Below are 13,131 nucleotides of genomic sequence, written 5' to 3'. Positions count from 1 at the left end.
AAACAAACAAAAAAAACAATTATGGCAGAATTTAAAATAAATTTAACAAATAACAAAACACCATCTTCTATTGAAGGATTTCAAGAAGCGGTAAGTTTAAATAGTGATGTAGTCGCTAACAAGAATGCAATTAGCGGATTGTCTAATGGAATTAAAAATTCAATAAATCTAAGCACACCCACACCAACAGAAAACGGAATTTATCCTTGTGAAGTTTCGGGAACTTATTCTAATTTTGGTGGAATAGTTGTTTCTCTTACAAACAAAATAACTTCAATCTCTGTAAAAGATATAGATACTACACCTGTTTACACAATTATTGAAAGCGATGTGAATGTTCCTTTTGAAAACACAACTTTTGATAAGGATAATAATTTAAAAGCTGCATCTATGAAGTTGTCTTTTGATAAATTTAATCCCTTAATTGAAGCAAACGCAACGGGTATTAGTGAAGAAAGAAACAGAGCATTAGCAGCAGAGCAAGTTAACGCCACAAATACAACCACAGCAAAACTACTAGCAATTTTAGCAATTTAACAAATAATAATTATGGCAACAGAACAACAAATTATAGATGTAAAGTATGATATTTTACAAGCAGAACAAGAAGAGAAGATATTAAATCTTTTTTCTCCTGAAATTTTAGCAAAAACAAATTTAGCAGATTTAAAAACATTTAGCGAAATTACTTCGGTTACCAGTCTTGATTTTAGTAATCAAGGTTTAAGTGTCTTAAACGGTTTGGGTTATTTAACTAGTTTAAATTCTTTACGTCTAAATAGTAATAAATTAACAGAAATCAATGTATCTAATTTAACTAATTTAACTGATTTGCGTTTATATAACAATCAATTAACAGACATCGGAAACGTGTCTAATTTAACTAATTTAACTTATTTAAATATAAGTGACAATGAATTAACTGACATCGGAAACGTGTCTAATTTAACTAATTTAACTGATTTACGTATGGCTGACAATCAATTAACAGACATCAATGTGTCTAATTTAACTAATTTAACTTATATAAGCTTAGCCGACAATCAATTAACAGACATCAATGTGTCTAATTTAACTAATTTAATAACTTTATATGTTCATCGTAACTCACTTATTACTAGTGCTGTAGATTCTGTTTTATCGAAATGCGTTTCGTTAATTCCATCAGGTAAATTAACTAACCTTTTTATACAAGGCAACGCAGTACCCACAAATGGCGCATCAAATCAAGATTATATAGACCTAGTAAATGCGGGTATAACTGTAATTATTCAAACATCTTAAAAAATGGCAATTAAAAATTTAACAAAAGAATTTCGTTTAATTTGGAAAAATGATTTAATCATTATTTTAAATGATAAATTTCAATCAGGAAGTACAGCTTCTACGATTCATAATTGTTTTGAAGCTGATACAGAATCTGATATTCAATACAAAATTAAAAAGCTTGGTTTAATTGAAATTAAAGAAACTATTTAAAATGAACCTACAAGAACGAATTATAAAGTACCAAACCGAAAACACACCAGCACCAGACAAATTAGCGCATTATTATTGGGGAAACAAGTGGTGGGCGTTTCTTGGTTCTGCCACAGCTATCTTAATCTTAGCAACTTTAAAGCTGTTTTTAACAGTAAATTATTGGTTTATCCCTTTAATTTTTCTGCCATACATAACGGCATTATTAGCGGCTAAATCTAAAGAAAAAAGAGACAGCACAGGATTAGGAACAGTAGAAAAATTAGATGTAAAATACACGGTTTCGCCTTCCTATTTGCAGTGCTTTTTTTTGTTGGTCATTATTTTTTCTTCGATGCCTTAAATTTTCGAATTAATGGTTATAAACCACCAAAAACTTTTTTTTTTAATATGAAAACAAAAATACTCATTACGGCTTTTTCTTTCGGTGCTATTTTTTCTGAAGTTATAGATTTATTTTTAACCGAAAAATGGCAGTTTGCAGCAATATTTTGCGTTGTTGTATTAGATGCTTCATTAGCGATGCTAAAAGCTTTAAAAGAAGCAAAATTTGAAACAAACAAAGCTTTTAAAGCCGTAAAAACATTGGTTATTTTTTGGCTTTTGTTGGCTACTGTTTTAATTATAGAAAAGGGGTTTCCGTTCGCTTCATTTTTAAGTGAAGCCGTAATTGTACCTATTTTATTATTTCAAATTATAAGCATCATAAAGAACCTTCATTTACTAGGCTTTATTTCTGGTCCTTTAGCAGATAAGATATTAGAAAACGTAGACAAACACAAAGAAATTTAATATTCAGAAAAAATGAAAATAAAAGGAGTTTTAAATCGCATTCTTTACCAAGACAAACAAACATTGGGCTGGTTTACTTTATATGATGGTGTTAAGAAGTTAATGCAATGCGCTGTGTTAGAATTAGCAGACAATGGAAATAAAACAGGTATTAGTTCTATTTGCTCTGGCAGATATGCGGTAAAAAAAAGAAACTCGCCAAAGTTCGGAGATCATTTTATATTAATGGATGTAAAGGGGCGCGAATACATTCTCATTCACAAAGGAAACTACCATACAAACATAAGAGGTTGTTTATTGTTTGGTGAGGAATTAATTGATATTAATAACGATGGTTACTTAGATGTTACGAATAGCACTAAAACGATGGGCAATTTGTTAAATGTTGCTCCAGACGAGTGGGTTATTTATATTAATGATATCAGGTGAAGAAGTTAGACTACATCATCACATTTACCTTGCTAATTTTCGCTTTAATTCTTAGAAAAACATTCAATATGAAAAACATAATTTACATTTTACTACTATTTCTTTTAGTTGGCTGCAAATCTACTAAGGAAGTCAAAAACAATAAATTAGATATTATTAGTTCAAAGAAAAATAGCATTACCAATATTGTAGAAAATGAGCAACTGCAATTAGATACAAGTGAGCTTACTTTATTTGTTGCGGATCCAAAAAAACCAATTACAGTTACCGATGAAAAGGGAAACAAAAAGAAATATGAAAACGTAGAAAAACTGAATATTAAAAAAAAGAACGAAGCAAAAACCACCAATAAAATAGCAGATAAAGAAGATTCAGAAGAAAAATTGGAAGATAATTCTACTATTAATGAAAAAGGAGAAGCTATTTCAGATACCAATAATTTTAAAGGTATTGCAATTGCGATTGCATTTGTTGTGGGGTTTGCTTTAATTGGTTATTTGGTTTTTAAATTCAAAAGATAATACTTTAAATTATGGCGAAAAAAAGAAGAAGATTAACCGATGAAGAAGCAAATTTATTAGGTTTTGAACTTAAAAAACACTCTAAAGATAGAGTTACTGCTACTTACTCTTTAGATTCTAATCAATGGTTGCAAATTACCAAAGTAAAACACAAAGGCATAATTGAAAGCGTTGTAAAAAATAGCAGCATAACAAAGCCTAATGATTATAAGGAAGAAAAGTTTTTTTTATCTGCCTATTGTAAAGAAACAAAAACAATTCTAGGGATAGAAGATTTTTGCAAAAAATATAATCAGCCTTTTGAAAATGTTAGCTCTTATAAATTTTTACCATACCACTACAAAGAGCCTTCTTATAACATAGTTTTTAAAGAGCAGTTAAACGAAGATGAATTTAATATTGAAGATATTAGAATAATTCTTAATTCAGAAATAAAACAATCTTACACGTATAAAAGAAAAAAATCTAAAAGAAATATTGAAGGTGTTATAAAATGGAGTGACCTGCATTTTGGAGCGCACATACGAAACCTTATTAAAACACCTGATTATGATTCTGACGTTCTTTTAGACGGACTTTTAGAGAGTGTAGAAGATGTTAATCAATTAGGTTTTAGTAAGGCACACGTGCATATTAATGGTGATTTAATTGAAAGCTTCACGGGTTTAAGTCATATAAATTCGTGGATGAGTTTAGACAAAAATAAAATAGGTTCTAATTCTATTATGTTATGTTGTGAATTGTTAGAAAAAGCACTCGTTAAAATTGATAATTTAGGAAGTATTAAAATAGTAGCAGGAAATCACGACAGATTAACAAGCAATAACAAAGAAGATGTAAAAGGAGGTGCAGCAGAATTAATTGCCTGGGGTTTAAAATTAAAAGGTTTTGAAGTTGAATTTAATTCTATGGTTATAACTCATAAAGTAAACGGAATTAACCACATTAATTTACACGGTCATTTAGGTATCAGTAAGAGAAGTTCTTCGGATATTATTTTAAATTACGGTATTCAGGGAGTTTACAACCTTATTTGCGAAGGTCATTTACATAGCATTATAGAAACGCTATCTGCTAAACAAAGAGATAATTTTAAAATTGTTTCTGATGATAGCATAGATCATCGAAGAATGTATTTGCAATCATTTTTTACAGGAAATTATTATAGTGAAAGTTTAGGATATACAACAAATGCTGGTTATTCTATATTTTGGGATAACGGAAAAGGGAAACCAAAGCACCTAAACGCTACAAGATAACACCTCACAACCATATATTTTAAATTATCTGATTTTTAGGTGTGAAATAGTTTTCGTAAAGTGTTTCGTAGATTAATGTATTTAACTATATCAAAAGTGATATAATTAGATAAAAAAGTGTATCTTTGGTGTATGCAATAAGGCATATAAAATTAAAAGACTCGAGCAGGTCATTAAAATCGGCACAATTATTATGAAAGATTTAAGAGAATTAGCAAACGAAAACAATTTAAAAGTATCAGAAATTACTACAGGGTCTAACGGATATCCTTCTGGTTTATATAATTGTATAATGGTGGACGACTTTAACAGCTTTAAAGAAGTAGAAGAATTTGCAACCACCCACAATTTAGAAATTATACAAATACACCAAAGAGACGGCTGGTCTTTGTGGGAAAATAAAGGTTCGATGTATAAGTCTTTTGAAAATTCATCTGAAGACTATGGAGATGATTATGCTGAATTTCCTAAAATGGACGAAGCCGAATTTATCGAAAATGAAGTAACTCCACTGTTAGAAGATACAGCTAGTTTTGATGCTATATCATTAATTTTAGAAGCTAAAAAAGAAATTTGGGAAGAAATAGAAGAAATGGAGGAGGGAGAAGTGGTAATTTCATACCAAGGAAACTACTCGGAGACTATTAAAAAACACTCATTATCATTCTATCACGATACTCACAGCTATGCAATAGCCTTAATTAATAAATAATATGCCAAACCAACAAGAACAAAACGAGCAATGGAAGTTGCTCGTTTCTAATTTAAGAGAAAAGGCAATTGCTAAATTTGGCAACGGATGGCAAACAGCATTGGCAGAAATAACAGGATTTACACAATCTAATATTAGTAGAATGTTTGGTTTAAAATATGCGCCAAACTTAAAGAATTACACCATTTTAGCAGCAGCAATTAATCTTATAAACGAAAATCATCCGGTAGATACTATTTCTAAATTCTTAGTTTCAATAGATAAAAATAACGATGAAATGTATGTATTGCACAGGCAAGATCCTTGCTATTTGGTGCATGTAAAACAAGAAACGCCAATGCGCTTTATTTTAATCGAAAGTTATGATGATGAATGGCAAGACGAAAGCTTGTTACTGCATCCTTCTATTAATGAAATGAAGAAATACATTACAGAATTGTTTTCAAGCAAAGAAAACTTTAATTTAAACTAAAAAAACACCACTTCTTTAGAGAGGTGGTGTAAAATTGCTATGAAAAAGAAAGTATGAATATACAAAAATTAAATAACTATTTCTATTTTTTTGCTCCAATCTTTTGGAATATCTGCATCAATCTGATGAATGTAGTTGATTAGACCACTTTCTGAATCGTGCCCTGTTATTGGCATTAACTCTTTTATCGCTTCATTAAACGTTAAATTTTCTTTGGTTCTTAGATATCTAAATAAATTTGTGATGTAAGAATGGCGAAAACTGTAAATATTATCTCCTTTTTCTAAAATAATACCAGCTTCTTTCATTTTTACTTTTAGCCTTGTAAAACGCTTTGTGATGGTGGTTCTTCTTTGCAAATCTGAAACCTCCCAATTGCCCGGGAATCCAGAAGGTGTTATTAGATAGAAGTTTTTGTCATACTTTTCTAAATTCATTTTTTTTAAATCATTTAGCAGAATAGAAGGAATACGTTTTGTTTTTAAAGGTTTGTTTTTTGCTTGAAAATACAAGAGTGAATCTTCTATATTCAGGTCTTTAATTTTAAGTCGGCAAACTTCAACAGGTCTTAGAAAATTATAAGCAACAAATTTTACAACAAATAATAGTAGTGGGTCATTTTCTCTTAAAAAGTCCGTGACTTGTTTTAATTGCTTATTTGTTAAAGTTCTGTTTCTTTTTTCTTGGGTTCTTTCTTTTTCAATTGTTTTGATAAAATTATAATCAATTAGTAGTAGTTTTTTTTCCATTACAGAAAACAAAGCTGATAAATCAGATTTATAATTATTCCTAGTTCTTGCAGAAGTTTTTGTAAGAATCTCATTTAAGTACTTAATTACAATTCTTTTTGTAATTAGTTTTATTTCTTTTTTTTGATTTTCGTCACCTAGGAATTTTAAGAAACCGTTTGCTGTTTTTTTATAGTCTTTATAAGTTACGGTTGCAACCGTTTGTTTTATTTGCTCTAAAGCTAAATCAAATGATTCTTTAACTGAGAAAGTTTTTTTAATTTCTGAATCATATAAGATAATTTCGTCTTTGCTATCAAAAGGAGAATATCCTTCATTTAGTAATTCCGTTAATGATTTCTTTGATTCTTTTAAAAACTTTAAACGATCATCTTTTGTTTTTAAATAATTAACGCCGCCTTTGTAGTTTTTTTGTCTTTCTAAGATTCCATTTTCAGGATTTCTAAACGACCAACGAAGATACCAACTCTTAGAAATTGCTTTTTCTTGCTCTATTTCTGTTAAGTTTTCCCAATTTTCAACGTTTACGCCGCCTGTATAAAACCCTATTGCATATTTTTTAGCCATTAAATTAGACTTTAAAAAAGTGTACTTTTTAGTGTACTTTTGATTATTTTGCATAAAAAAACGATTTAGAAGTATCCTAAACCGTTGATTTATAAAGTATTAATTTGTAGCGAGAACGGGATTTGAACCCGTGACCTCAGGGTTATGAATCCTGCGCTCTAACCAACTGAGCTACCTCGCCATCTGTTAGCGGCTGCAAATATAATCACTTTTTATAGATTAGCAACAAGTGTTTTAAATTTTTTTTAAATAGAATTAATACCTATATTGTTCACCTAACAAAAGAATCAATGGAAAAAGTAAAATTCGAACTAGAAATCCCTATTCACGCATCGCCAAATATGCTGTACCAATACATCTCTTCACCATCAAATTTGCAAGAATGGTTTGCCGATAAGGTAAACTCTAGAGGCAAAATATTTAGTTTTGTTTGGGAAGACTCAGAAGAATTAGCAGAATTAATTACAAAAAAAGCAGGAGAAAGAATGCGTTGGAAGTGGTTAGAAAGCGAAGACGATGAAAGTTTTTTTGAAATTAAAATTCAAGTAGATGCATTAACTAAAGATGTATCTTTAATTGTTACAGATTTTGCAGATGACGAAGATGAGGTAGAAGAATCTAAGCAACTTTGGGAAAACCAAATTGAAGAATTAAGACATACTATTGGTGCTTAAACCAATTTTTATAGAGAATTAAAACCAGCAGAATTGCTGGTTTTTTTATGTCTAAAATCTATTGAAATATGTTATTTTTACAACTCTTAAAAATAAAGCAATGATTAATTTTAACGGTGAATTATTATTTAAAGAAAACGTACAATTAACTACAGATAATAGAGGTTTTAAATACGGAGACGGTATTTTTGAAACAATTAAAGTAGTAAATAAAAAAGTGATTTTTTGGGAAGATCATTATTTTAGATTAATGGCTTCTATGAGAATGCTTCGTATGAAAATTCCTATGGAGTTTACGCTAGAGTTTTTAGAAAAAGAAATTTTAAAATCAGTTGCTGTCTTAGAAGAAGCTTCTTCTTTTAGAGTTCGTTTAAATGTTTTTAGAAAAGATGGAGGCTTGTACACGCCTAAAACCAATGAAATTAATTACCTATTGGAAGCATCAGCAGTTAATTATCAAACGAAAACAACCTATGAAATAGATGTGTTTAAAGACTTTTATAATTATTCTGGTTTGTTATCAACCGTAAAAACAAATAATAGAATGCTAAATACTTTGGCTAGTATTTATGCCAACGAAAACGACTTAGACAATTGTGTTTTACTAAATGAGCGCAAAGGGGTTGTAGAGGTTGCCAATGGAAATATCTTTATAGTTAAAGATAATGTAGTTAAAACACCAGCACTAACAGAAGGTTGTATTAAAGGCATTGTAAGAAGTAAGGTGATAGAAATGCTAACTAAAAATAAAGATTTTACTATTGAGGAAACGGCTATTTCTCCTTTTGAAATTCAAAAAGCAGATGAAGTTTTTATTACAAATGCAATTGTAGGCATTCAGCCGGTTACTAAATATAAAAAGAAGTCTTTTACTACAGAATTAGCAAGTAAGTTACACGCTAGTTTAAAAGTTTTGCAGATTGCAGGAAATTTAGTTTAAATTAAAATCATTTGGTGCATTTGCCCAAAGTTTATAATTGCCACCTTTTTGAAGTAATTTATTTTTCCATAAGCTTTCTTCATCATTAGAAAAAATATTGTCAAAATCATTTTCAGCAACAAACCAGGAGTTCTCTTTGAGTTCTTCTGTAAGTTGATCTTTGTCCCAACCAGAATATCCTAAGAAAAACCGAATATCAGACTCCTCTAAAACTCCTTCATTTAATAGTTTCTTAAGCTGTTTAAAATCACCGCCCCAAAACACGCCATTTGCAACTTCTACACTGTCGTCTAACAGCTGTGGTATTCTATGAACAAAGTATAAATTATCTTGTTCTACTGGGCCACCTTGATAAATGTTAAAAGAACAATCTATGTCTGGCAATAAATCGTTAATACTATATTCTAAAGGTTTATTTAAAATAAATCCTACAGAATTATTATCTGTGTGTTCTGTTAGCAAAACGATAGCTCTGTTAAATGAATTATCATTTAAAATAGAAGGTTCTGCAACGAGTAATCTACCTTTTTTAGGTTGTAATTTAGACATTCATTTTTTTGTAATAAATATAAGAAAATTTTTAAATAAAAAAACTCCCTAAAAAAAGAGAGTTTTTATATAATTTAAAACTGTGATTCTTAGTTTACAGCATCGCTTAATCCAGCTCCAGCTTTAAATTTAGCTACATTTTTAGCAGCAATTTCAATAGCTTTTCCAGTTTGAGGATTTCTACCAGTTCTTGCAGCTCTATTAGATACAGAGAAAGTTCCGAAACCAACTAATGCAACTTTATCACCTTTTTTCAAAGAAGAAGTTACGTTACCTGTAAAAGACTCTAAAGCTGCTTTAGCTGCTACTTTAGAAATTCCTGCGTCAGCAGCCATTGCATCGATTAAATCTGATTTGTTCATAATAAATTGATTTTAAAAATTATTTAATAATTGTATTTTTCGCTTAATAGCTTAACAAATATAGACGGATTGTGGGTTTACGCAAATTTGAAGGGCAAAAAAGTGCCTTTTTGTTAATAAAAGTATGCCAATTGTTAATAAACCAAGCATTGAAAATCAAAAAACCCTACAAACCGCATTAATAAAGGCTTTAGAACATTTTAGCATCTGACGAAAAAGAATAGCCATTTAGCAAACTTTTTGCATCCATTTTTTTCTTTCCAGAAAGTTTAATTTCGTCTATTATAAGGTACCCTTTATCAACAGCTACTTTCAACTCTTTTTTGGTCGCAATTATTTTTCCGATAGAAAAATTATGGGCCTCTCTTTCTTTTCTGATGGCGTAAATTTTGGCAGAAACTTCTTCGTCATTATTATTAATCATTGTCCAAGCTGCAGGAAAAGGATTTAAACCACGAATCTTATTATAGATATTGTTTAAAGAATCCGACCAATCAATTCTCGTATTTTCAGGATTCAGTTTTGGCGCAGATTTTTCTTCTAAATCTGGCTGCTTTGTCGTTTTAACTTCTCCCTTACTTATATAGTCTACCGTTTTAGAAACTAAGGCTGCACCTAAATGCATTAATTTGTCATGTAAACTACCTACGGTTTCATTAGTAAGTACCGCAATTTCTTCTTGTAAGATAATTTCACCAGTATCAATTTTATCATCAATAAAGAAACTAGTAACACCTGTTTTTGTTTCTCCATTAATTATAGCCCAATGTATGGGAGCAGCACCTCTGTATGCTGGTAATAAAGATGCGTGTAAGTTAAACGTACCAAATTGGGGCATTTGCCAAACTACTTTTGGCAACATTCTAAACGCAACTACAATTTGTAAATTGGCGTTTAAAGCTTTTAATTCTTGTAAAAAAGCATCATTTTTTAAATTGGTTGGTTGAAGAATGGTAAGATCTTGAGATTTTGCATATTTTTTTACTGCAGATTCATTTAGCTTTCTTCCTCTTCCTGCAGGTTTGTCTGGTGCAGTAATTACCCCAGCAATTGTATAGTTGTTTTCTACCAAACGTTTTAAAATGGCTACAGCAAAATCTGGGGTCCCCATAAAAACAATGCGCAAATCTCTCATACTTATATTTTTAGTTGAAATTTATTCTGATTATTAATTGTTATTTTATCTTCCGATAACAATGTCTGCAAATGTATTAAAATGTCTTTTTCAAAAGTATTTAAAAGACGGCTAATTTCTTTGGATGAAAGTTGCTCTTTTTCTTTTAAAAGTGCAAGTATTTCTGATGAAAGGTTTTTAGTATCCCTTTTTTTGTTGCCAATACAAACATCGCAAATGCCACAGGGTGATGTTGCTTTTTCATCGAAATAAGCAAGTAATTGTACACTTCTACAAACTGTATTATCGGTTACAAAATTTATAAAATTGATTGCTTTTTCTTTCTTTAAAAATAAGAATTGTTTTATTTCTTTAGAAAAACGGTTAATTGTTTTATCATCTTCTCTAGGCAATAAGAAGTTTAATGAGATATTGCCATTCGCTTGGTTGTATTCAACTAAATTCTGAGCTTCTAATATTTCTAAATTTTTGATGACTTGTGTGGAAGTGATGCTTGCTTTTTTAGCGAGAAAAAATTCATTTATTTTTATTTCATCTTCAAAAAGACCACCATACGTTCTTAAAAGTACATTTATAAAATTTTTAAAAGCAGTATTGCTTCTAGAGAAGTTTAAAACAGTATAATGTGTTCCAATTACTTTTAAAGTCGATTTTTTATTGAAGCTATTATTTAATTCTAAAATGCCGTAATTAACTAATAATTTAAGAATTACATCCGTTTTTAAAACAGGGAAATTATATTTTTTGCAAAATTCAAAGAAATTAAAAGAGAAAGTTTCTTCTAAAAGTTCTCCGTTTGCAATTCTAAAATGTTGGTATAATTTTTTATGAACTTCTTTAACCTCTAAAATTGATGGAATTGAATTTTCTGTCTGTTTCTTATGTAAAAAGATATCATGTTCATTGTAAAGTAAAACTCCGAAAGATTTCTTCTCATTTCTACCGGCTCTACCAGTCTCTTGCACGTAGTTTTCGATGCTGGTTGGTAAATTATAATGAATTACCAAACCAACGTTAGGTTTGTCTATTCCCATACCAAACGCATTGGTTGCAACAATTATTGGTTTCTTTTCTGTCATCCAATCTTTAAAGGCAGTTTGTTTTTCTACAACAGTTAATCCCGCATGGTAAAACGTGCTTTTAAACTGATTCGCTTTTAAAAAATTGGCAATTTCTTCTGTTTTTTTTCTTGAATTTACATAAATAATAGCCGGTACTTTTGTTTTTGTAAAAATTTGAAGTAACCGATCTAATTTGTCTTCAATTTTAAAAATTTGATAGGCTAGATTCTCTCTGTAAAAAGATTTTTTAAATGTGATGTGGTTGGTAAGTTGCAGATTGTTTGAGATGTCTGCAAGTACTTTTTTATTTGCGGTAGCTGTTAAAGCAATAAAATTTACTTCGGGTAAAATTTCTTTTAAAACGTTAATATTTCTGTACGAAGGTCTAAAATCATGTCCCCATTCAGAGATACAATGTGCTTCATCAATGGCTACTAAATTTACATTTAATTCTTTTAATTTTTGTTGAATTAAAGAAGACTGCAGTCTTTCTGGAGAAAGGTATAAGAACTTAACACGGCCGAATTTAATTTTATCAAAAAGGGTTACAATTTCATCTTGACTACTACCAGACGGAATTGTAACTGCCTTAATATCTCTTCTTTTAAGGTTTTCTACTTGATCTTGCATCAACGCAATTAATGGAGAAATAACAATACAAACCCCTTCTTTTACCAATGCAGGAACTTGAAAACAGATAGATTTTCCGCCACCAGTTGGCAATAATGCAATCGCATCTCTATTTTCTAAGACGCAAGTAATAATTTCTTTTTGAGGTGTTCTAAAGGAAGTAAAACCCCAATATTGTTCTAATATTTTTTCTGGAGAAGTAGTCATTCGCCAGAAAGCGAATTAAGAATAAAATTAGTCCGTTCTTCAACAGAACCAAAAGGAACCGAAATTAAATTGTAGCCTAATTCAGAATATGCTTTTATAAGAAAAGCATCAATCTTTACAGATTCTTCGAAAGATTCATAACGCTCATTATCTGTGGTGTGAATTTCTTCCCAAGGAGAAAAATGAAAAATTTTAGAGTATTTATAAGCATTGCTTTTCTCTACAAAATAAGCAGGATAGGTAGTTTCAAAATAATTCATGTAGGCATGCACATCTGGAATTCCTCTGTCAAAAAAAACAATTTTTTCTTTTAAGCTAATAGCATTGTTGTATTGTGCTTCTCTGCCTTCTAAAAGCATTTTGCTAAATAATAAAGGTTCTGTTAAGAAAAGTTGTTCAATACCTTCTTTTTTAGCTTTTAGTATCACTTCTCTAGAAACTTCTGGCATACAATAGAAGTCTCTTTTTATAAGCTCATTTATAATAGTTGTTTTCCCAGTTCCGGGGCCTCCAATAAGAACAATTTTTTGCTGCATTTTACAAAAATAAATCATTCCCTTTATAAAACTAATTTTTAATGTAGTTTTGTGTCT

General features: G+C 29.9%; 18 protein-coding genes and 1 tRNA gene. 12 read left to right on the top strand and 7 right to left on the bottom strand.

Going from position 1 to position 13,131, the window contains the following annotated elements:
* Positions 1 to 21: 21 nt before the first annotated feature.
* The 10 genes from ES045_RS12075 (at position 22) to ES045_RS12030 (ending at position 5,664) form a co-directional block, all read left to right on the top strand.
* Positions 22 to 537 (top strand): hypothetical protein, encoded by a 516-nt coding sequence (locus ES045_RS12075; RefSeq protein WP_147116538.1) that lies wholly within the window; start codon positions 22 to 24, stop codon positions 535 to 537.
* A gap of 12 nt (positions 538 to 549) precedes the next feature.
* The gene (locus ES045_RS12070) at positions 550 to 1,284 is read left to right on the top strand and encodes a leucine-rich repeat domain-containing protein (RefSeq protein ID WP_147116537.1); all 735 of its coding nucleotides are present in this window, start codon (positions 550 to 552) and stop codon (positions 1,282 to 1,284) included.
* A gap of 3 nt (positions 1,285 to 1,287) precedes the next feature.
* Positions 1,288 to 1,479: a hypothetical protein gene (locus ES045_RS12065; protein WP_147116536.1), complete on the top strand. Its 192-nt coding sequence runs from the start codon at positions 1,288 to 1,290 to the stop codon at positions 1,477 to 1,479.
* A 1-nt stretch (position 1,480) separates the two neighbouring features.
* On the top strand, positions 1,481 to 1,822 hold the full coding sequence (locus ES045_RS12060) for a hypothetical protein (protein ID WP_147116535.1): 342 nt from the start codon (positions 1,481 to 1,483) through the stop codon (positions 1,820 to 1,822).
* Between the two features lie 47 nt (positions 1,823 to 1,869).
* A complete protein-coding gene (locus ES045_RS12055; protein ID WP_147116534.1) occupies positions 1,870 to 2,271 on the top strand; it encodes a phage holin family protein in 402 nt (133 codons plus the stop codon).
* 12 nt (positions 2,272 to 2,283) lie between these two features.
* On the top strand, positions 2,284 to 2,700 hold the full coding sequence (locus tag ES045_RS12050) for a DUF5675 family protein (protein ID WP_147116533.1): 417 nt from the start codon (positions 2,284 to 2,286) through the stop codon (positions 2,698 to 2,700).
* Positions 2,701 to 2,768: 68 nt separating this feature from the next.
* Positions 2,769 to 3,221 carry a hypothetical protein gene (locus ES045_RS12045; protein WP_147116532.1) on the top strand — a complete coding sequence of 151 codons (453 nt, stop codon included), beginning with the start codon at positions 2,769 to 2,771 and terminating at the stop codon, positions 3,219 to 3,221.
* Positions 3,222 to 3,232: 11 nt separating this feature from the next.
* A complete protein-coding gene (locus ES045_RS12040) occupies positions 3,233 to 4,480 on the top strand; it encodes a hypothetical protein (RefSeq protein WP_147116531.1) in 1,248 nt (415 codons plus the stop codon).
* Positions 4,481 to 4,673: 193 nt separating this feature from the next.
* On the top strand, positions 4,674 to 5,192 hold the full coding sequence (locus ES045_RS12035; protein ID WP_147116530.1) for a hypothetical protein: 519 nt from the start codon (positions 4,674 to 4,676) through the stop codon (positions 5,190 to 5,192).
* Position 5,193: 1 nt separating this feature from the next.
* Entirely contained in the window at positions 5,194 to 5,664 is a 471-nt protein-coding gene (locus tag ES045_RS12030) for a hypothetical protein (protein ID WP_147116529.1), read from the top strand.
* 68 nt (positions 5,665 to 5,732) lie between these two features.
* Here ES045_RS12030 and ES045_RS12025 read toward each other — a convergent pair whose 3' ends face one another.
* Together ES045_RS12025 and ES045_RS12020 are read right to left on the bottom strand one after the other, a co-directional pair.
* Complete coding sequence (locus ES045_RS12025; protein WP_147116528.1) at positions 5,733 to 7,034, bottom strand: tyrosine-type recombinase/integrase; 1,302 nt, start codon at positions 7,032 to 7,034, stop codon at positions 5,733 to 5,735.
* A 53-nt stretch (positions 7,035 to 7,087) separates the two neighbouring features.
* Positions 7,088 to 7,161: transfer RNA gene (locus ES045_RS12020), tRNA-Met, on the bottom strand.
* Positions 7,162 to 7,270: 109 nt separating this feature from the next.
* Here ES045_RS12020 and ES045_RS12015 point away from each other — a divergent pair.
* On the top strand, positions 7,271 to 7,654 hold the full coding sequence (locus ES045_RS12015; protein WP_147116527.1) for an START-like domain-containing protein: 384 nt from the start codon (positions 7,271 to 7,273) through the stop codon (positions 7,652 to 7,654).
* Positions 7,655 to 7,754: 100 nt separating this feature from the next.
* Positions 7,755 to 8,594, top strand: a complete 840-nt coding sequence (locus ES045_RS12010) for an aminotransferase class IV (protein WP_147116526.1) — start codon at positions 7,755 to 7,757, stop codon at positions 8,592 to 8,594.
* Here the strand turns inward: ES045_RS12010 and ES045_RS12005 are convergent.
* The 5 genes from ES045_RS12005 to ES045_RS11985 form a co-directional block, all read right to left on the bottom strand.
* Positions 8,586 to 9,143 carry a YqgE/AlgH family protein gene (locus tag ES045_RS12005; RefSeq protein ID WP_147116525.1) on the bottom strand — a complete coding sequence of 186 codons (558 nt, stop codon included), beginning with the start codon at positions 9,141 to 9,143 and terminating at the stop codon, positions 8,586 to 8,588. The genes ES045_RS12010 and ES045_RS12005 overlap by 9 nt on opposite strands.
* An 89-nt stretch (positions 9,144 to 9,232) precedes the next feature.
* A complete protein-coding gene (locus tag ES045_RS12000; protein ID WP_147116524.1) occupies positions 9,233 to 9,505 on the bottom strand; it encodes an HU family DNA-binding protein in 273 nt (90 codons plus the stop codon).
* A 190-nt stretch (positions 9,506 to 9,695) separates the two neighbouring features.
* Positions 9,696 to 10,640 carry a methionyl-tRNA formyltransferase gene (fmt, locus tag ES045_RS11995; RefSeq protein WP_189663093.1) on the bottom strand — a complete coding sequence of 315 codons (945 nt, stop codon included), beginning with the start codon at positions 10,638 to 10,640 and terminating at the stop codon, positions 9,696 to 9,698.
* 2 nt (positions 10,641 to 10,642) lie between these two features.
* Positions 10,643 to 12,538, bottom strand: coding sequence for an ATP-dependent DNA helicase RecQ (locus ES045_RS11990; RefSeq protein WP_147116523.1), 1,896 nt, complete (start codon positions 12,536 to 12,538; stop codon positions 10,643 to 10,645).
* Positions 12,535 to 13,074, bottom strand: a complete 540-nt coding sequence (locus ES045_RS11985) for an AAA family ATPase (RefSeq protein WP_147116522.1) — start codon at positions 13,072 to 13,074, stop codon at positions 12,535 to 12,537. Before ES045_RS11985 ends, ES045_RS11990 begins: the two co-directional genes overlap by 4 nt.
* Between the last annotated feature and the right edge of the window lie 57 nt (positions 13,075 to 13,131).

The sequence above is a fragment of the Polaribacter sp. IC073 genome (assembly GCF_007997075.1).
In the GTDB taxonomy this organism is placed as follows: domain Bacteria; phylum Bacteroidota; class Bacteroidia; order Flavobacteriales; family Flavobacteriaceae; genus Polaribacter.
The sequence above is the reverse complement of the archived record's forward strand: the minus strand, read 5'-3'. Positions and strand labels throughout refer to the sequence as shown.

Coding starts and splice junctions, on each gene's coding strand:
- ES045_RS12075 (WP_147116538.1), top strand. CDS start 22: ATGGCAGAATTTAAAATAAATTTAACAAATAACAAAACACCATCTTCT.
- ES045_RS12070 (WP_147116537.1), top strand. CDS start 550: ATGGCAACAGAACAACAAATTATAGATGTAAAGTATGATATTTTACAA.
- ES045_RS12065 (WP_147116536.1), top strand. CDS start 1,288: ATGGCAATTAAAAATTTAACAAAAGAATTTCGTTTAATTTGGAAAAAT.
- ES045_RS12060 (WP_147116535.1), top strand. CDS start 1,481: ATGAACCTACAAGAACGAATTATAAAGTACCAAACCGAAAACACACCA.
- ES045_RS12055 (WP_147116534.1), top strand. CDS start 1,870: ATGAAAACAAAAATACTCATTACGGCTTTTTCTTTCGGTGCTATTTTT.
- ES045_RS12050 (WP_147116533.1), top strand. CDS start 2,284: ATGAAAATAAAAGGAGTTTTAAATCGCATTCTTTACCAAGACAAACAA.
- ES045_RS12045 (WP_147116532.1), top strand. CDS start 2,769: ATGAAAAACATAATTTACATTTTACTACTATTTCTTTTAGTTGGCTGC.
- ES045_RS12040 (WP_147116531.1), top strand. CDS start 3,233: ATGGCGAAAAAAAGAAGAAGATTAACCGATGAAGAAGCAAATTTATTA.
- ES045_RS12035 (WP_147116530.1), top strand. CDS start 4,674: ATGAAAGATTTAAGAGAATTAGCAAACGAAAACAATTTAAAAGTATCA.
- ES045_RS12030 (WP_147116529.1), top strand. CDS start 5,194: ATGCCAAACCAACAAGAACAAAACGAGCAATGGAAGTTGCTCGTTTCT.
- ES045_RS12025 (WP_147116528.1), bottom strand. CDS start 7,034: ATGCAAAATAATCAAAAGTACACTAAAAAGTACACTTTTTTAAAGTCT.
- ES045_RS12015 (WP_147116527.1), top strand. CDS start 7,271: ATGGAAAAAGTAAAATTCGAACTAGAAATCCCTATTCACGCATCGCCA.
- ES045_RS12010 (WP_147116526.1), top strand. CDS start 7,755: ATGATTAATTTTAACGGTGAATTATTATTTAAAGAAAACGTACAATTA.
- ES045_RS12005 (WP_147116525.1), bottom strand. CDS start 9,143: ATGTCTAAATTACAACCTAAAAAAGGTAGATTACTCGTTGCAGAACCT.
- ES045_RS12000 (WP_147116524.1), bottom strand. CDS start 9,505: ATGAACAAATCAGATTTAATCGATGCAATGGCTGCTGACGCAGGAATT.
- fmt (WP_189663093.1), bottom strand. CDS start 10,640: ATGAGAGATTTGCGCATTGTTTTTATGGGGACCCCAGATTTTGCTGTA.
- ES045_RS11990 (WP_147116523.1), bottom strand. CDS start 12,538: ATGACTACTTCTCCAGAAAAAATATTAGAACAATATTGGGGTTTTACT.
- ES045_RS11985 (WP_147116522.1), bottom strand. CDS start 13,074: ATGCAGCAAAAAATTGTTCTTATTGGAGGCCCCGGAACTGGGAAAACA.